The organism is Paenibacillus sp. DMB20, assembly GCF_000987955.1.
In the GTDB taxonomy this organism is placed as follows: Bacteria; Bacillota; Bacilli; order Paenibacillales; family Paenibacillaceae; genus Paenibacillus_AQ.
Genome location: NZ_LAZU01000056.1, coordinates 47,085 through 66,834, shown reverse-complemented (window position 1 = coordinate 66,834; position 19,750 = coordinate 47,085). Strand labels below are relative to the sequence as shown.

10 protein-coding genes and 1 pseudogene are annotated in these 19,750 nt (G+C 50.8%); 3 read left to right on the top strand and 8 right to left on the bottom strand.

The window, feature by feature from the left end:
• The first annotated feature begins 107 nt into the window (after nt 1-107).
• Both XI25_RS30720 and XI25_RS30715 read left to right on the top strand, forming a co-directional pair.
• Nucleotides 108-983, top strand: coding sequence for a helix-turn-helix domain-containing protein (locus XI25_RS30720; protein ID WP_046681628.1), 876 nt, complete (start codon nt 108-110; stop codon nt 981-983).
• A gap of 202 nt (nt 984-1,185) precedes the next feature.
• Nucleotides 1,186-3,096 carry a beta-N-acetylhexosaminidase gene (locus XI25_RS30715; protein WP_046681627.1) on the top strand — a complete coding sequence of 637 codons (1,911 nt, stop codon included), beginning with the start codon at nt 1,186-1,188 and terminating at the stop codon, nt 3,094-3,096.
• A 94-nt stretch (nt 3,097-3,190) separates the two neighbouring features.
• Here XI25_RS30715 and XI25_RS30710 read toward each other — a convergent pair whose 3' ends face one another.
• The 8 genes and pseudogenes from XI25_RS30710 to XI25_RS30675 all read right to left on the bottom strand — a co-directional run bounded on the left by XI25_RS30710 (nt 3,191) and on the right by XI25_RS30675 (nt 18,953).
• Entirely contained in the window at nt 3,191-4,156 is a 966-nt protein-coding gene (locus tag XI25_RS30710) for an alpha/beta fold hydrolase (protein ID WP_046681626.1), read from the bottom strand.
• 332 nt (nt 4,157-4,488) lie between these two features.
• Nucleotides 4,489-10,767 (bottom strand): 5'-nucleotidase C-terminal domain-containing protein, encoded by a 6,279-nt coding sequence (locus XI25_RS30705; RefSeq protein WP_046681625.1) that lies wholly within the window; start codon nt 10,765-10,767, stop codon nt 4,489-4,491.
• Between the two features lie 453 nt (nt 10,768-11,220).
• Nucleotides 11,221-12,204: an SPFH domain-containing protein gene (locus XI25_RS30700; protein WP_046681624.1), complete on the bottom strand. Its 984-nt coding sequence runs from the start codon at nt 12,202-12,204 to the stop codon at nt 11,221-11,223.
• A gap of 21 nt (nt 12,205-12,225) precedes the next feature.
• Nucleotides 12,226-13,008 carry a TPM domain-containing protein gene (locus XI25_RS30695; protein ID WP_046681623.1) on the bottom strand — a complete coding sequence of 261 codons (783 nt, stop codon included), beginning with the start codon at nt 13,006-13,008 and terminating at the stop codon, nt 12,226-12,228.
• The gene (locus XI25_RS30690; RefSeq protein ID WP_046681622.1) at nt 13,005-14,042 is read right to left on the bottom strand and encodes a zinc ribbon domain-containing protein; all 1,038 of its coding nucleotides are present in this window, start codon (nt 14,040-14,042) and stop codon (nt 13,005-13,007) included. The genes XI25_RS30695 and XI25_RS30690 overlap by 4 nt, the downstream gene beginning before the upstream one ends.
• 42 nt (nt 14,043-14,084) lie before the next feature.
• On the bottom strand, nt 14,085-14,726 hold the full coding sequence (locus XI25_RS30685) for a PspA/IM30 family protein (RefSeq protein ID WP_046681621.1): 642 nt from the start codon (nt 14,724-14,726) through the stop codon (nt 14,085-14,087).
• Between the two features lie 266 nt (nt 14,727-14,992).
• A complete protein-coding gene (locus tag XI25_RS30680) occupies nt 14,993-15,904 on the bottom strand; it encodes an AraC family transcriptional regulator (protein WP_046681620.1) in 912 nt (303 codons plus the stop codon).
• A gap of 263 nt (nt 15,905-16,167) precedes the next feature.
• Nucleotides 16,168-18,953 (bottom strand): annotated as a pseudogene (locus XI25_RS30675) (glycoside hydrolase family 3 C-terminal domain-containing protein).
• A gap of 328 nt (nt 18,954-19,281) precedes the next feature.
• Between XI25_RS30675 and XI25_RS32670 the strand changes: the two are divergent.
• Complete coding sequence (locus tag XI25_RS32670) at nt 19,282-19,689, top strand: CHRD domain-containing protein (RefSeq protein WP_082112556.1); 408 nt, start codon at nt 19,282-19,284, stop codon at nt 19,687-19,689.
• Nucleotides 19,690-19,750 lie beyond the last annotated feature (61 nt).

Sequence of the window (19,750 nt, the reverse complement as noted above, 5' to 3'; positions counted from 1 at the left end):
CCCCTTCCAACCGGCCCGGGAATGCTTAATCATTGCAATCGTTAAACATTATGTTGCATCATAAGGATATAGCAATAAATAAACATCAACGACAGGCGGTAAGGTACATGGCATTAAACCAAAAGTCTTCCAGGGAAGAGTATCTGAATAATCCCGCTCGATTTGAGACTGAAATGGGACTTTGGATTTTCAAGTCGGGCCTTCACCCGTTTTTCAGCGATAAAGTCGGGCCCCGGTCCGTCGAGTTTTATAGTATACATTTCGTTGCCAGCGGCAAGGTGCGGTTTGGCTGGGACGGCCATAACGTCACCCTCTCCGAAGGCGATCTTTTCTGCCTGTTCCCCGGCTCCATCTATACGTATGTCAAAGATTGCGATCAGCCGTCCACGACCCTGATGTGGACCGCATTTATGGGGGAGCAGATGCCTGCCGTGTTGGAGCGCATTGATTTAATCCCGCAGCGTCCATACCGGCACGGCGCATTCGGCGACGCATCACTGGATATCATCAAGGAGATTCAGGGACTGCTTATGGAGCCTCAGCACGACCACAGCCTTCAGCTGATGTCGCTTGGCTTCCAATTGATCCACAGCATCGATCCCAATCGGCAGCGGATTCATGCCCCATCTGCTCCCGCCGCTTCATCGGATTGGCTCGAAGCCGTTCCCGGTTACATGCAGCTTCACTGCACGGACAACCTGTCCGTGGAGGATCTTGCGGCATGGGCGGGCGTGCACCGAAGTCATTTCACCCGCGCATTCACCCAAAGGTACGGCATTTCCCCTTCCCGCTACATGCAGCAACTGGTTATGGAGAAAGCGACCCGCCTGTTGACCGCTGAGCGAATTAGCATTACGCATACCGCTTTATCCCTTGGCTACTCGGATCTATTTACGTTCTCCCGCGCCTTTACCCGGTATTTCGGGGTTACGCCGAGTGCTTTCATTAAATCAAAGGAACAAAGGCGAGAGCGGCGGCAGTGACTAGACGGTTTTCCCCCTTACAAGGGTTGATCGCCAAAGTCTGAGGGGCTTCAACTTAATGCCGCTGCGCTTGACCTGATTAAATTTAATTCACTGCCTGGCAAAGTTATTATTGCTTTCCCCTTCGCATTCAAATAACATTAAACATTATAATGATATAATGTTTAATGTTCGCAAAATCATGGATACAGGGGGTTTTCGAATGAAGTTATGTCTCGAGGGCAATGTTGCGGATTTAATGCCCGGTATACAGATGCTGTCGCAGGAGATTGGCGTGGAATTAGGGGAGGATGGGGTACCCGTTCGGGTGGAATCGTCGAAAGGCGATCTGGAAGTCGGCCGCGAGCCGGATCAAGCTTATATTCGTTACGGCAAGAAACATCAATTTTTCCGGGGATTGGGCCTTCTTGTCCAACACAGCCGAAAAAGCGCCTCCTTCCATATTCGGGAGAAACAGCAATTCGATCAGGTCGGACCGATGTTCGATCTCTCCCGCAACGCGGTGCTTACGGTAGACAGCTTTAAATCCATGCTGAATAAAATGGCGTTAATGGGCATGAACACCGTCATGCTTTACATGGAGGATACATACGAAATCGAGGATGAACCCTACTTCGGCTACATGCGGGGCCGCTATACGCAACAAGAGTTAAAAGAGATTGACGACTATGCCGATCAATTCGGCATTGAAGCTTTTCCAAGCATTCAGACCCTCGCCCATCTGGAGGAGTTTCTGAAGTGGGAGCCGGTCAAGTCTTACCGGGACACGAAGGGCGCCCTTCTGGTCGGCAGCGAACAGACGGATTTACTGATTGAGCGGATGATCGAGGCCGCCAACGCACCGTTCCGCAGCAGAAAGATTCACATCGGCATGGACGAAGCGGAGGAACTCGGACGCGGCAAATATTTGGACGCCAACGGGTACAAGAGCCGTTTTGATATCATGGTTTCCCATCTGGATAAGGTTCTGGCAGCCGTCCGCAAGCGCGGCCTGAAGCCGATGATGTGGAGCGACATGTTCTTGAAGCTGGCTTCCGGCAACGGCGACGACTATTACGATCAAGCGACCTCCATTCCGGAGGAAATGGCCCGCCGCGTTCCAAAGGACGTCGATATGGTGTACTGGGACTATGTTCACATGGAGCCGGAGGATTACGAAAAGGTGATTGCCAATCACCGGCCGCTTGGCTGCAATCTGGTATTCGCGGGAGCGGTATGGATCTTCAACACGTTCGGCGTGAATTACGGCCTGTCCCTGAACGCTTCGGATGTCGCCTTGCAGGTATGCAAGCAGGAAGGGATCCGCGAGGTGTACGCGACCATGTGGGGCGACGACGGCAACGAGGGAAATCCGTTCGCGGCGCTGCTTGGCCTGCAGCTTTATGCCGAGCATGCCTACTCGGAACAAAAACCAACGCAGGCTCAGTTGGCGGAACGGGTCAAGTTCTGTACGGGAATCGAAATGGAGGCCTTCCTCAAGCTGAAGGATTTGGACGAAATCCCCGGGCAGGAGCCAAACAACGCCAAGCAAAGCAATCCTTCGAAATTCCTGCTGTACCAGGATGTGCTGCTCGGGTTGTTCGACAAGCAAATCGAGAGCCTCGACCTTGCTAACCACTATGCCGAGCTGGAGCGGGACATCCATGACCGACGCGACAAAAATGCCGATTTGGACTATCTGTTCGAGATGCCCGAGAAGCTTAGCGCCGTGCTGAAGCGCAAAAGCGAGATCGGAATCACGCTGAAGCAGGCCTATGACGCGAAGGACACCGATACGCTGAGGCACCTGGCCAAAAACGTGCTGCCGGCCATTGCGAAGTCCGTGCAGGAGCTTCGTGCCGCGCATCGCACCCAGTGGCACCGGATGTTCAAGCCCTTCGGGTGGGAAGTGATCGACATCCGTTATGGCGGGGTCCTCAGCCGATTGGATACCGCATCGGCCAGAATTCTCGACTTCGTTGAGGGACGGATCGCGAGGATCGAAGAACTGGAGCAGGAACGATTGGTATACAGCACCACGAACCGTTTCAACCACAAAAGCGTTGGCTGGTGCAGCTACTATTACCGCATGGCCTCGCCGAACGTGTTCTATCATGTCTTGAATCCTTTTTAAGCGATTTAAGCGAATCGAATAAAAGGCACTCGCCCTTTTGAGGGAAGTGCCTTTTGTCATCTTGTACGCTACATTCATCTCATCTTTTACAGCTTCAGATACTCTCTATAAATTTCATGCTTTCTTCCGCAATGATTTCAGGTTCATGATCATGAATATAATGGCCGCTATCCAAAATCATATATTTTCCATTCGCTGTCTCAACGTACTTCATTAAAAGATTTCCCCACCCGTCTACCGGTATTTCTTTTCCATTCGATATAAAGAAGTACATCGGTACATCGGGGATATCGCCTTCCGACACTTTCTTGGCATTGTTGGATATCATCTTAACTTCTTCTATCATATTGGATGACTGTGTCTTCTCATAAAATACCGCTCGGTACACTTTCTTTTCTTGTTCTGATAAATGGTTTTCTTGGATTGCCGCAGAAGAATCAACAATGGACGGAAAAAAACGAGTAATGCCGACACGAGCAGCAAAGCTGGTCAGCCCCATGGTAAAATCCGATGGCAGGGGATATTTTTCATAAGCTGCTGGAACCGCAGGGTCAAGCCCAATGATGGCCGTTACTTCTTCAGGATATTTTTGGGCCCAATATAAAGCCTCAATGCCCGACATGGAATGCGGATATAGAATATAAGGTGCTTGTTCGCCTGCTAATGTTAAAGCAGTCCTGGTCTCCTCCAATATGCTGTCTATATCACGGGAGACCGCTGCCGTTTCGCTATAACCATAGCCCGCCTTTTCCACAACTACAATCCGATATTGGCTAGATAGCTTAGAATACAATCCTTTGAAATCCAACACCGGAGAGGAAGTGCCGCCACCTGACATAAAGACCAGAGTTTTGGTACCGCTTCCCTCCGTATATACGTGCATTTGATGGTCATTCACATTCACCATCGTTCCGATTGGCGAACGAATTTCCGACTCTATATTCAATCGAATTCTATGATTAATGAAACTAATGGCGACGAATAAGAGCAAGATGCCTATGACAACGATGACAACAATTCTAGTCTTCCCCAATGCTTTTTTCATTTTTTCTTTTTTCATTTCCTTTCAGCTATGAATTACCAATATCTATTCATGAAACGGGAAAAACAGAGAAAGCACTCCTCCGGTGTTAGCTGAATAGCATCAGTACGATCAATGATCCAATAGCAACCAGATCGGAACGTAACTTTCCTTGATATAAATAACATGGATGCAAGAGCTAAGACGATCAGGGTTATGATCATGGCGCTATTCACTTCTATATCGTTTATCTATGAACTTAACACCACACATTATAACTGAGCTGGTCCCGGATGCAAATGAAAACAGTAATGAAGAAAGAGCACCTCGCAAGGCGCTCTTTCGGAAATTTACATTTTTTTCCAAACGTCTTATTTATCGTATGTCAAATTTTGAATCATCCGGTTCAATACAGCAGCACTTTCACCTCGTGTCGTGTTCGACTTAGGGGTAAATTGCTGCTTGCGATCCCCTTGCATAATGTTGAGTCCGTTTAATGCATTTACCGCTTCTTTAGCCCAAGCACTGATCTCGGATTCATCGGCAAAACGGGATTTTGACGCGCCGCCCGGTTTATATCCGGCATAGTTCAACGCCTTATATGCCATAAGCGCCATTTCCTCGCGGGTTATCGTCTGCTTCGGTCTGAACGTACCGTCTGCATATCCGTTTACGATACCGGCCTGAACGGCCGCATGGACCTGTCCCGCATACCAATCGGCCGCCGTTATATCTTTGAAGGAGCTTGCTTGATCGTTGGCGGCCAGGCCCAGCGCCCGGGTGATCAACGCAACGAACTCGGCCCGCGTTACAAAAGCGTTTGGAACATACCTTTGTTCCGTGCGTCCTGTCACGATCATCTTGGCTGCAAGGGATTCGACGTCCGCTTTGGACCAGTGGGAAGCGATGTCTTCAAACGTCGTCGGATTCAGCAGGACCAGATATGTTCCGTTCGAGCGGCTATAGATCTCGATCCGGTCTCCGCTTGCCTTGAACGGCACAGGCGTATACCCGTTCTGTCCTTTTTCGTTAAGCCGCACAACCGCAATCTCGTTGGCGCGGTAAGCCTGGCCCACGTTCAAAGAACGTTTGACATACGATTTGAAATCCCCGAGCGGCATTTTATCTCCGCTGCCGGTTTGGACGGCAACGGCAAAGTTCACGGCTTTGAGCGCTTTGTATCCCTCGGAAGCCGCTTCTTTGACAGCCTCGCCGTTCATGGACAGCGTGAATACCAACCCCATTCCGCCGATCCCAGAGCGGGTCTTATCCGCTATGGCCTGAAGATGGATCTCGCGCTTCGGAAGCTCATAACTTCCGTATGGAGTAAGGATCGTGAGAACAGATGCGCCCGATTGGTTCAACCATGCTGTCAGTGCTTCATTCTCAATGGTCACGGATGAGGATTCAAACGGCTGCGTGCTTGTCACTTCAACGGTGATTTTCCCGCCTGCCGGCTGCTTTAAGGCTTCTTTCATTGCTTTCCCGGTGACGGTGCCTGCTGCCGCGCCATTCTCCGCTTTAACCTGAAGCTTGATTTTGCCCGGTTCAGCTGGAGCAGTCGTGCCAGGGTTCGTCGGGGTCACGGGAGGCGTTGTCGGTCCCGGAGAGCCTGACGTGCTTGACCCTCCCGAACCTCCAGGACTTCCAGGACCTCCGGGAACCTCAGGGTCCGGACGCCCGGGCAGCGGAGCCCCTTTCAGATCGGTGATGCGTCCTTCGACGGCGGACGTCCGAGCCGTGACGGTGCCTACTTTTTTCACGTAGTTGGAGAAGACCTCATAGTCAGGCAGGTACAGCAGGTTCACGCGGCCCTCACGATACGCCTTTTCAAGAGAAGCGTAGAAATCGCCGCCCTTTGCGGTAAAAGCATTCGTTGCGACCTCATACGACTTGTTCAGCTCAATAGGCTGGTATCCATTCTTGCCTTTTACCTCTATGCGCAGCACGCGCTGACCCGCCGGCTTCGTGGAATCATAGAAGAACTTCATCCCCGCGATATGCGGGAATCGTCCGTCCGCGGCCGGAGCCTTGGAAACCCCGTTTTCCATCGCTTCTTTAATTTCCTGGCCGGTCAAGGTAATCGTGACGAGATCATTGTTAAACGGAAGGACCGTCATCACGTCGCCCATGGTGATTTTTCCGGCTTCGATCGATTCGCGGATTCCGCCTCCGTTTTGCAGGGCAATCACCGCATTCGTTCCGGCGGCCTTGGCCGCATCCAGCATTCCGTCCGCAATCAGATTTCCGAGGTTGGTTTCCTTCGTGCGCACGTCGGAGCGAACGCCGTTCAGTTTCACTTCCGTCTTGCCGACTTCGGTCTGCTTCAACTGTTCCACACCCGGCTTATATTTCGCATTCAGAATATCCAAAGCTTCTTGATCCGGCGTGATGACATATTTGCCGCCGCTGTCTTTTGCATCGACGGATATTAAGGCACTATCCCACTCTTGCAGGGTACCCTCCTCGTCAAACTTCACCTCAAGCTTGCCTAAAAACTGGCCTTTTTCGCCGGTTTGCACAATCAGCTTCGGCGCGCTATCGGTTCGGTCCACGACCGCCTGATCCAGCTTGGTATGACTGTGTCCGCCCACGATGATGTCGATTCCTTCCACTTCTTTTGCAAGTTGGACGTCTACGTCATAGCCCAGGTGCGACAGCACGACGATTTTGTTAATCCTTTCATTCTGGAGCATTTTTACGGTATCTTTTGCCTTTTGAACCGCATTATCAAACGTAACGGCTCCCGGCGAGGATATATTCGACGTGTCTTCGGTAGTGAGGCCGATGAGTCCCACCTGTTCACCGTTTACATCCACAATCGCTGCTGGGTAAATAGCCGCATCCGCCGGGTTACTGGTGACGCCATTCCGAAATTTCTTGCTTAATAAAGGATCGGCCGAGAAATTCACGTTCGAAGAGATGAACGGAAATTCGGCATGTTCGATAAAATCATTCAAAACTTCGGACCCTTTATCGAATTCATGATTCCCGAAGGTCATCGCGTCGTATTGAACCAGATTCATAAATTCAAGATCAGCCTGCCCGAGGTATTGATTGAAATAAAGCGTGCCGGAGAACACGTCCCCCGCATCCACAAGCAAAGGATTAACCGCGCCAGCCCTCGCCTCTTTGATAGCCGCCACGCGGCGCGCGATGTTATCGGGCGAACTTACGGTGTCCAAGTTGGCATGCGTATCGTTCGTATGCAAAACCGTGAGCGGGAAACCGCCGGCTTTTCCCTTCAGGTCCAATTGCGCAATGACCGGGTCATGGTCGGATACGCGGCCTTTGGAGGCCGGGAAATCGGCATTGAGATGCACGACATCGACTTGGGCCGACCGGGTCAGGTTTTTGCTCACCAGAATATGGTCAAGCACCTGAGAGTTGCCGTCATACGTATATGTGTATTGTTCTTCCAGCGGCAATCTTTCGATCAGGTTATCCAGTTCGTTTCCTTTCAAAATCGTTGCGGTTTGCGTAAATTGGAAATCATTCATGTCACCCAAAACAATGACATTGGCATCCGGATTTCCGGTCTTAATGTCCTTGACGAACCCGTTTACTGCCGCAGCGATCCGATGACGCTGTCCTTCGCTTCCGAGAACTGGCGGCTGCGTGCTTCCGAAAGGTCCTTGGTCCCCGGATTTCGAGTTGAAATGATTGGCGATCACGATGACCTTCTCGCCCCTGAAGTCGAACTGCGCAGCCAAAGGCTTACGGGATGCTGCAAATGCGGCATTCGACGGGTCAATCCGGCCCGGGTTATAGGTCAGCCGATCCGAGGCTGCATCGTATGCAACGGATTCCGTGGAAGCGCCTTTTCTGTTATTTACGCTATCCGATAATTGAACGCGCTCGTCGTTATAGAGGAAGCCGACTCTGATATTGGCTCCCGGCGCTCCCCCGTCGCTGTTATTCACCGGATCAATATCGGTAAAACTGTAGGTTGGCCCGCCCGCCGCTTTGATGGCGTTAATCAAAGCTTGGTAGCTTTTGTCTGCAGAGGTGGTGCCGTCATTCTGTTCCCCGTTGTTATCCTGTACTTCCACCAGACCAATAATATCCGGGGATTTGATACGGTTTACGATCGATTCGGCCAGCTTCGTTATCTTGCCGGATGCCACACCGGGATGAAAGTTTTCGATATTGTAAGTCGCTACTCTCAACTGTTCGGCGTTCACTTCGATCGTCGATGCTTCTTGTTCGAATGGGCTGCTGTGGATAGGAGGCAAGCTGCCCATCGCCGGAATCACTTTGAAGTTGCCGCTGTTATAACCGATGACGCCGGTGACGTCGCCTGCAAAAGCATCGCCGGTGCTTACTTCCTGCCCCGGATTCCCGTACGCAATCAGAAGGCGCTGCGGATTGAAATTCCCTTGCTCTTTCAGGACCAAACCGCCGGCTGGAGTAACCGCATCGGCGATGTCATTTTCAACGCGGGTAGGAATGTTATAGGTTCCGCCGCTTGTCCAATACGGACTAATGATGGTCGGCTGCGGCAGCCTGACCCGCATCCCTTCCAGGGATTCGTAGAAATCAATGGCGTCTTCCTGCGGATCAAACGTTGCCATTCGGTCATTATCAATGATGGAGGCCGGAATCGGACGCCCGCCTTTACCGAGCGTGACGGGCTCCGGCAGCTTCTGGGCTTCCGCGGTTTTCGTGTAGGACTGAAGCTCGATTTGGGTGGAGGTCAGATTGCTGGAGCTTCCTTCGTTATATTCGGCGACTTTCCCCGTTACGGTTACCAGATCTCCGACTTTCGGCCGATCTGTGCCCGTAGAATACACGAAAATCGCATCCGAGGTATTCGGATTGGAATCCGGAGTCGGGTCCTGGATATAAAAACCCTTAATGCTTCCGTTGGAGAACGTATATCCGTATTGCGTCACGACGCCTTCAATATCTTTTACCGTCTGCCCCTTATAGGGTGAGGCGTGTGCTTCGCCTTGAATATCGGCAATCCGCGGGGCCTTGGCAACCGTATAAGCAAATTCATAGACTTTGCTCTGGTCGGTACCGGAAACGACAATGGCTTTGATGGTCGTATCGCGCTCGATTGGAATCGGGGCGGCGTAAAGGGTGCTTGCCGTGGTCGGAACGGTTCCATCGAGCGTGTAATAAATGCTTGCCCCCTCCGTTGGACTGGATAACGTGACCTTTCCGCCAAGAATGATCGGTCCTGATCCAGGACTGGCTGTCACGGAAAACATGTCTTCGACTAAGGCGTCCTCATTTATAGGAATTAATTCATAGATGTTTCCATACTGCTTGACCACGCCCGTAACGCGGCTGAAGGTTTTGCCCGCGGACAGCTTGGGCAATGCGGAATAAATGATGAATTCCCGTCCGCCCTGCACCGCCGTAAATTCACCGGATTTGTTCTCTGCCTTGATTGACACATCCTCTAAATAGACAAGCCTTGCTTCGTATGCCTCTCCTTGATCCGCGGAAAGATCCCCGCCGCTAATCCGGAGGGCTTGCGGTAACCCCGCATTTTTATCGGTTATGTTATGGGATAACAGTTCGTGGGGTTTGATCTCTTGAAGGTTGTTGTATATCTCCATGACTCCGGCTACGCTTACTCGGTCGCCAACCTCGGCAGCCAGCGGATAGTCATAGAGCACGATTCCGGCGGAATCGTCCTGAATATAGGTTTCTCTGCCTTCCATATGCGTAATAATGCCTTCTGTCCATACATTGTCGGCTTTTGCCTTGCCGCGGGCTTCAGCTACCGATGTCGGGGTAAGAATATCGTACTTGAAGGAAGTCACAGGTCCATCCGGAGAGCCGTCTTGGACTGCGTAAGCATGGATTTGCGTTGGCTCCTTAAGCGCAATAGGACCTTTCACGAGTTGGTAGCCGGAGCCTTCACCGCCCGACAAATATACATCTGCATAGACGGAAGCTCCTACAGTGGGAGGGTTCAGCGTGATCGGCGTTCCGGCTGGCCAGGCATTCGGTGCCGGACTGGCCGTTACGGGACCCAGGGTGTTGCCGGGATTTCCCGGAGAGGAGGTATACGTGCTGTTGCGGGGATCGGGAGAGTCGACCATGAAATCCGCGGCATTATTGTCCGTGTCCAGGCCGCGGTTCCCGGCAGGCCCGGCTGCCGACTCCTTGCGGATTGCAGCAGTGGTGCTAGATAATGCCGGCGTCGACTGTCCTTCCGCTTGCGACACTGTGCCGTACCCGATCAAATCGACGGATTCGCCATCGGCGTTCACCAAATCCACTTTCCCTTTGGTTCCGCTCAACGCCAAGTTTCCTTCAAGGTCAGACGCAGGCAAAGGCAACCCGCTGCCGACGGTACCCGCTTGTTGTATTAATACATAATGATGGGGTTGAATGATGCCATTTAAAGAGGTTTCGTTATTGAAATCACCTGTTGCACTGGCATAACGCACTTTCCAGTTCGTGAGGTCAACCGGATGATCCGTCGGATTGTACAGCTCAATGAAATCATGGCTGTACTTTGCTCCGCTGTTTCCTCCGCCCCCGTAGACCTGGCTGATTACAACTTGGTCATTTTGGGGCGAAGCATCCGCCATCCTCACGGGACCGAAAGGAACCATGATACTCGCGAGCATAACGATTGCCAGAAGTAAGCTTAGCTGCTTTCTGAACTTATGTACCCGGATGCGCATTCAGGCTTTCACTCCTCTATTCTATTAAATTGGCCCTTCTTACTATATATACCAGAAATGTTTTGAGAGTTCTAATATAAAGTGGATTTTATGTAAAAAATATAAACCCTCTCATCCAATTCCGATAACAAGATATATCCGTTCGTAGCGGGCTGCTTGTTCAACGAAAGAGGAACATCTGTATTGGGAGAATAGGGGCAGGGAATGGTTCGGACGCCCAGCGTCTGACACAACCAAAAGAGGCCGCCCAGGGTCAGCGACCTTAAGAGACAGCCTCGTTTCGCGTCCAGTATGTGTTAGCATGAACTAATGTTCCGTAACCCTGGACCGGTTGGCGACAAGTTTTAATCTAACGGACCCTATTTTATACAAACAACCCGGTGCGATGCGGATATCATTAGTTCGGTAGAAATACTAACCTTAAGCAAAAAATTAGTTATACTGCCTTTCGCTTCACAATTTCTGGCCGCAATTCGGGCAAAAATTGGCTCCTTCGTTCTTCGAACCGCAGTTGGGGCAGAAGTTCGGCTTTTTATGGCCTTCGGAAGAAGAGGCGGCAGGCGCGGACTCTGCCTCAGCCGATGTCTTCTGGCTCCCGCTCATATTTTTCATCATTTCGTTCGCCAGATTCATCCCCATCATCATGCCTGCCATATCCGAGGCTGTCCCGCCGCCCTGCACTTTGCCGGATGTTATGCCGTCCGTCATGGTCACCTGCTGGTATTTTTGCAGGTCGCCGATCATTTGATGAGAAGCCGTCTTCGTAATCATGTCCTGGATTTCCTGAGGATAGTTGAAGCTCATCACCTGGAAGCCCGTTATCGTCATCCCGCTGTCCATGACCTGCATATCCAGATCCTCGCGAATGCCTTGGGAAATATCCATCGCATTCGCCTGCAGATTAAACATGTCCTTCCCTTCCCTGCTGATCCATTTCATGAGCAGCTGGTCCAGTACCGAAGTAATCCGGATTTTCACATCCTCCACCAGGTAGCTGTCCTTCATCCCGGCCACCTTATCGATGAGCGTAACGTAATCGTTCACTTTGAAATTGAACGTGCCATTGGCGCGGATGGGCATGCCGCCCGGAAGCTGCGGCGTCGGGATCAGAACGGGATGCTGCGTCCCCCATCTGACCGTCAACTCTTTCGTGTTGACGAACAACACTTCCACCCGCATGCCGCTGTTAAAGCCGAACTTAAATCCTTTTAACGTCGATAAAAACGGGATGATGTCCGAATCGATGCTGTACTCCCCTTCATCCTGGAAAATCCCTTCGATTTTGCCGTTATTGACGAAAATCGCGTCCTGCCCGGCCCGGATCACCAGTTTGCTTCCTTTTTTAATCTCCCGGTTGTTCCACTTCCAAAAAATCATGTCGTCCCTGAATTCGTCCCATTCCACCACATTCGCAAACTGGTTTCTGAAAAATCCCATTCGTGAATCCATCCCTTCTCGTTAAAATGAGCCTCGGCTCCCGCTATGCGAATGACCGCCCGAGGTGGTTCCTCCTCCGCCGCCGGAACTGGAGCTGCTGCTCTCGATTTTCCGTCTCGATACGCTTGTATGAAGGTACCTGTCCTCATGGGCCAGAACGCCTGACGTACTCGCATTCTCGTAGGTCCGCGAATTGACCGTAATCCGGCCGCCGGAACGGCGAACCATCAAGGTAACGATCCCCCCTCCGATGACAACCGAAATGCCCAATTGAACCCAAAGATTATATAAAAGATTATCCGGGTTCACCCCCGGGCGAAATCCCATATAATAATCCACTTTTTCGATATACGTTTGGAAGGCCAACTTGTAGTTGCCGTCCGAGAGATCCGAAGAGATCTTGTCGCGGATCTTATCCAGCCTATCGTCATCCAGATACTCCTTCGCTTTATAAAAACCGGCGATATACAGATCCCGGTGCGTCATATCCAGCATCAAGATCGCCGTATTCCCATGTCGCTTGTCAAAACCAGGTCCGTAATCGTCGTAAAAATCCTGCGTCATTTCCTGGACGTCATAAGCATCCGGGCTGTCGATGGTCACAATCATGATGTCCGTTTCCCGGAGAGCCCCGTATTCATTCGCCAGCGCGTTCAACTCGTTTGCCTCTTCCTGGGTCAGCAGCCCGGCTCCGTCATAGACCAGCGGCTTTATTTCGGCTGCGGACACCGGCGCTGCCAGAGGAAGCGCCAGCAGCAGGACGACAAAAAACAGGACGACAGGGATCGCTCTCTTCCTTCTCACAATGACCCACCTCCCAAGATCCACGAGGTCAACAGCTGCGCGGCAAGAAAAAGAATGCCGGAAATGCCCGTAAACCATGCGGCTACCTTCACCTTGCTGATCGGAGGCTTGCCGACCACCTTGCCCGTCCGTCCGTTCATGGCAAAGGCATGCTCCGATTTATTGTAGTCGTAGAGCACCATCCATACCGGAAGGAGAACATACTCGGCACGCTCCACGCTTGTATCGACATCGACGTCGGAATAACTCACGCTGTGATATTCATTGGTCGTCGAATCGATATAAGATTCTATGTAATCATAGATTTTGTCTTCGGCCCGCGGCAAAAGTTCCTCATGGTCATAGCTGTATTTCTCCGCGACGTAACCGGCAAGATACGGCGTTTTAAAGCTTTCCAGACGATCGTACGGAAAAGGCTCCAATTTATCCATCAGTTCATCGTTCATTTTCTCCGCCGCATCGATCGGTACTTTAACGTAATCCAAGCAAATTTTGCGGTAAAATTCATAATGATCGGTTTCGGTAACCTCGTAGTCGCCGCTTCGGTAGGAGCGCACTTTTGTTCCCCGGCCATGGACCTCCACGTCGTTGTGCAGGTCGTATAGCCAGAACGGGACGTACAGCCCGGTAATGCTCTTGATCCGGTCCGCGGACATAAAACCTCTCGGGGTTAAGATACCTCTCCGGCACCATTTTCGAAAAGCTTTCATCGCTTCTTCCTTGCCGATGGAAAAAGGAATGACTTTGGCCGGAGCCAGCTTTCCGGTCAACCGATCGCCAAGCACCACGGCTGCGCCGCAAAAGCTGCAGTTCGTAGCGCTCGTCTCCGCATCGGTCATGATCACGGCTCCGCAGCTGTTGCAGTGATACTCCCTGGCCCTGTCGTCATCGGAAAACACATGTTTTGTCAGAGGATCGGGAAATTGCCCGACATTGTCTTTTCTTCCGCAGCCGTCACAGGACAGCATCTGGGTCTCAGCATCGAAAACCATACCGCTTCCGCAGTTTGGGCATTTATACTCGATAACCGGCATTATGCTCACCTCTACAACCAAGAAGCTGTTATAACTTCTTGTTCATTTTTTCTTTGTCGTATTGGTTCCCGGGTTTTTCTCCAATTGGGCGATCAGGTCATCCAGGTCGTCTTCCTTCGCGCCTGCCCGCAGCTCGGCCAAGGCCATCGCTTCATCCAAGGCACGATTCGCCTTCTCTTCCATGGCATCGAACGCGGAATGAACTCCTAAAGAAGACCCGCCGTTGTTCAAACCCTGCTGTACTTTGGCAGCCGCGAGTTTCCCCTTCAGCTCAACGCGCCGCGCTTCCAGCCGGCCCAGATCCGACACGAGCTTATCCTGCATTTGTTTCATGCTTGCGGCGTTAGAAGAAGCCGACTCATAAGCGTTTTGCAGTTCGTTTAGCTTCTCTGCCAGCGCGGCCTTCCTCTCCAGAAACTTCAGCGCGTTCCCGTCATCGCCGGCTTCGGCTGCCTTCTCGGCGTACTTTTGCAGCTTATTGGCCTCGGCCTTGCATTCATCCAGAGCGCTTTTCGCCCTTCTCTCGTCCGCCAGCACCGAGGCCGTTTCCGCTTTCACCTTCCCCAGATCGCTGTTCAAGCTTCGCATATAATCATCGATCGTCTTCTCCGGATCTTCTGCCCTATCCAATAAGGCATGTACATTGCTCGCCATAATATCCCTGAACCTCGACAAAATTCCCATGATGAGCGCCTCCTCGAAAATTTTGCATACTATCAACATAATACATGAAATCTGGTAAAAAGGTTTCATTTTCCGAGATTATCGGGTATGGAGTCCTATGCTTCTTTATGTAGAAGTTTGGGAGATCTTTGCCCGTTCCCAACATGTATCATAGAATGAAAAAAAGTACCGTCAAACGCATCACAAAGACGCGCCTGACGATACTATACTTTCACACTCACAGAAAACAAAGTTGACGCCCACGTGAAGGGCATACTAGTTGCGGTTTAACCCAGCTTCTTAACAGGCCGCAAAACTGCGTAGCCATACCCCTCCGGGAAATGCCGCTGATAATCCTGCTTATTTTCTTCATCCCAATCGTATCCCATGCCCCTGGGATCAAAATTCCACGCCGCTTGTTCAACCGTGTTCATGACTGTGCCATTGTCCTTTAAATAGTCAAATGGCGGATGATAAAACACCAGGTATTCAGATTCCGGAATCTCCTTACATTCCATTCCTGGCGGGATCTGTCCATTGTAGTCCAATGAAACCGGAATTCCATAGAAATACCCTTTCTCCCCGCTCCGATAAAACCACCCTGCCGTTTGTCCCAATTGCCCGGGAAGCACCAGGTTGGACATGCTTTCGAGCGTCCCGCAAACTTCGTCACAATCATGGTCATTATTCCAAAATTCCCCGTAATTTTTCGAGGCAGGATCCCAGATTCCGATGAACTTATGCGCCGGAATGATTTCAAGCTTGATTTCAGCCTGCTGTAAATGCATTTTATCCATACCCATACGATTTTGCTCCTTCATCAAATAGTGGTAAGGCGAGAACACCTCCATCCGAATGGCTAACGGTATAGGCCGCGGCGCCTTACGGTAAGCTTGGGGAGTAACTTGAAAAGCCTTAACGAAGGCTCGCGTAAAAGCTTCCTGCGAAGAAAACCCATATTTCACGGCAATATCCAGAACGCGTTCATCCGTATCACGGAGCTCCAACGCGGCACGGCTAATTCTTCGCATCCAGATATAGTCCCTTAAAGTCGTTCCCGTTATAGAGTTGAATTGCCTGGAACAGTAATAAGGCGAATAACCAAGCTGCTCGGACATCTTTATAAGGGAGGGAGTTGATGATAAATTGCTCTCCACCCAGTTCACCATAAGCTGGACCATCTCATTCCATTCGTACATGAAAGTCCTCCTCCTTTCTATTTGATCTTAGCAAAGCAACTGTACTGTATATTTGATTTGAGTTGCAACACGATAAGTCCGTATATAATCCAAAATAGTGCCTGTTGTAGCTGCCGCTGAGGACTTAAATCCCGATACAAAATTCGGTAACCGGTTAACCCTTGACGAATGCCTTGAAACCCATTGGGTTGGATCGGAATGCAGGCAAACGGTAAAAAGACGCCCTTCATCAGGCGTCCAGGCGTCTCTTTACGTTTTTCGCATTACACTTGTTTAAACTCGATCCAATCGATCTGCAAACCTGGTTTGACGAAATCCAGCTTCATCTCGTAAAGGCCTGCTTCCAGTTCGATTTTCGCAAGCTTTTGTCTGATCCATCTGCCGTCCGTACCATTCGTTTGAATGGTCGTCATCGGCTCGCCGTTCAGCGTCACGTTGCAAGCGCTTTGGGCCAGTTCCGATTCCGGCGACATGATGCGCACAATGATCCGGTACTTGCCGGATTGATCCGCTTTTATAAAAGTCGATCCGGTTGCGGCAGGTTTGACCTGTGTGTTTTCGGATAAGACTAACGCCTGTTTCGGCGAGAGGGACGGATCGGCTTTGAAAGCAATGACCGCTTCTTCGATGACCTGTTTTCTGGAGAACACCGGCGCTTGCATCAGGAACTCGCAAATATTCATGGCGCTGCGCTGAAGTTCTCCGCGGGTGAGGGTACCATTTTCCAGGGATTCCAAGGTATTGTCGTCCCACGCATTGATTTCCGCGCCGTAGTTCATGACCACCATATAAAGATCGTTTTGCGCACGGACCATCCAGTTCGTATATTTCCGGTCCGCAGGGCCTCCATGAACCACGTCGTTCATAATGGCCCACCAGTCCGTCATCACGATGCCTCGAAAGCCCCACTCCCCGCGAAGAATGGTGGTGTTCAAATCATAATTGGAAGCCGCCCAGTGTCCGTTGATCGGATTGTAGGAGGTCATAATCGAATTCGCTCCGCCCTGCTTCACCGCGATTTCAAAGCCTTTCAGATAAATTTCCCGAAGCGCGCGCTCGGACACGACGGCGTCGACTTTGCTGCGATGCTTTTCCTGGTTGTTGCAGGCGAAATGCTTCAGCGTGGCATTGGAACCGCCTTTCATAATCCCGCGGGTGCATGCGGCGGCAAACATCCCCGAGATTAGCGGATCCTCCGAGAAATACTCGAAATTGCGCCCATTCAGCGGGCTGCGCCGAATATTCAAGCCAGGGCCGAGCAAAGCATCAATGTTGTAGCTTAATAATTCCCGGCCTTCCATGACGTAAAGTTCTTCGACCAGTTCCGTGTTCCAGGTAGCCGCAAGCAAGGTTCCGATGGCAACCTGCGTTGCTTTTTGCCCGCTGTCCATCCGAATCCCGGACGGTCCGTCCGCCGTGCAAGCAATCGGAATTCCGTAGTCAAGCAAGCCGTCGCTTACCCCGCCGAAAGCCGAAGCCGTGCCCGGCGTGACGAGCGGACTGCTCATGCCTTCTCCCCTAACGATCACCGCCAGATCCTGATCGCTGAGCTGGGCAATAAAGGCTTCCATGCTGACTTTTCCGTCATGCACGTCCCTTAGTTTATAGCCCTGATTTCCGGTTTGCTCCAAGGTTCGCGGCAAATTGTTTTCAATCCGTTCCGCCATGGAAATCTTGCGTTTCGGCACCTCTTCGAAGGTTAGTTCGTACGAACCGTCTTCTTTGCGGGCGCCGGCTTCATTCTCGTAAAGTTTTCCGTCGGGGCCATGGCTTCTTGCAGCTGCTCCACGATTTGAAGGGTTTCCACAACATAGCCGTTTTGGCCTTCGATGCCGATTTCCTCCACGTTTTTGACGCTGGTTCCCACATACAAGCGGTACATTCCGGCTTCTAAGACATAAGCGGAAGGGTGTCCTGTCACGCCGGCGTCGTCATAGGAGGCCATGGCATGAACCGGGAAGCCCACGATGAGATGCTGCGATTCGCCCGCTTGGAGTTCCTTGGTCTTCGCGAATGCCGCCAAAGCTTTAGCAGGCTGGCCCAGCTTTCCTTGCGGCGCTTCGTAATAGACCTGCACGACTTCCTTGCCCGCATAGACAGTTCCGATATTTTTTACGGTTACGCCGATCTCAATGTATTGTGCTCCTTCTTTGACGGATAATTTGGCTTCTTCGGGCTTGATTTCGAACTGCGTATAAGACAATCCGTATCCGAATTCAAACTGGACCCGATCCGGTCGAAACGTTTCGAAAAAACGGTATCCGACATAGATATCTTCCTGATAAAGGTTTTTATGTTCATTGCCGTAATTGCGGGTTGATGGATAATCGTCAATCGAAAAGGCAATGGTATCGGTTAATTTACCGCTGGGCGTGACCTCTCCGACCAAGACGTCGGCAATCGCATTGCCCCCTTCCATGCCGCCCTGCCAAGCGTAAACGACGCATGGAATCGGGTATGTATAGCCTTCGTCATGCATCCAGCTCATATCGATAATATTCGATACATTCAGGACAACGATGGTTTGTTCGAAATAGGCGGTCACCTGCTTCAACATCGCTTTTTCTTCTGTCGTCAATTGATAGCTGCCCGGCTCATTGGCATTATCTTGGTCTTCCCCCGCTGTACGTCCGATCACGATGATCGCCTTGTCGGATTTACTCCTTGCCGATGACACCAGCTCATCGGATAAAGGCATTTCCTTTTGATGCCACGGCTCAGCCGCCCAACCGCCTCCGCCGTTATCAAACGGATTTTGCTCAATCCATTTTTCATAAACTGCCGCTAATTCTTCGTTAATGGCGATGTCCTTTTTATCCCGGAGGCCGCCAAGCAGATTGGTCGTATGGGAAACATGGACGCTGCCGCCCGAACCTGTGCCGCTGCGATAATAATTTACCTGGGTTCTGCCAAAAATCGAAACCCGTTCGTTCTTCTGAATGGGAAGGGCATGTCCGTCATTTTTCAACAGTACGGCGCCTTCTGCGGCTACTCTTCTGCTGAATTCCGCAAAACCTTCTAATGGAGTACCCAGTTTCTCTCCGCTCAATTTATTCCCTCCTGTTTGTCATCTCCATACCTATTGATAGTATGAAGAACGGTAGTAACGTTTGATTCCAACAAGTAATCTCTTACGAAGAGACTCTCGCTTAGTATCATAGTAACAAATTCCATAGAAAAATATAGAAATACGTTTATGGGTTATCTCCTAAGTACGTTAGCTTTACGATTTGAGCCAGCCCCTGAAAAACTGGTAACTGTAGAAGTTGTGATCCGTGCAAACATAACTTAATAACCCAATTGTATTCATGCACAATCCACCGATGAAGTTGCAGAATATTATACCCTGACAACACTAAAGGGAGTGGTGCAGAGTAATGGGAACGTTCAGAGCAATTCTATCAGGGCGTAATGAAGTGCCTCCTGTTCGGACAAACGCAAGCGGCAATACAGTTTTTAATCTGAGCTCCAGTGGTAATCAGCTACGTTTTTCTCTTGTTGTTCGTAATATTACCCGCATGACGCAAGGTCATATTCATCTTGGCCGTCCAGGTGAAAACGGTCCAATCGTCGCTTTTTTATTCGGTCCTTCCAGCTTCGGCTTATCCACTAGAAGAGGGATTGTTCGGGGTACTTTATCTAGGGAAAATCTTATTGGTCCATTGAGCGGAAAAACAATCCGGGATCTTATCCGCGAGTTTCAAAGAGGAAACGCCTATGTAAATGTTCACACCATTCAAAATCCGAATGGGGAAATTCGCGGACAAGTCCGTAAAGTTAGATAATTTTTCCCCTGCGTTCAATTCAGTTAACAGCAAGCCAGCCCGGAGAAGTCTGTGCTTCCGG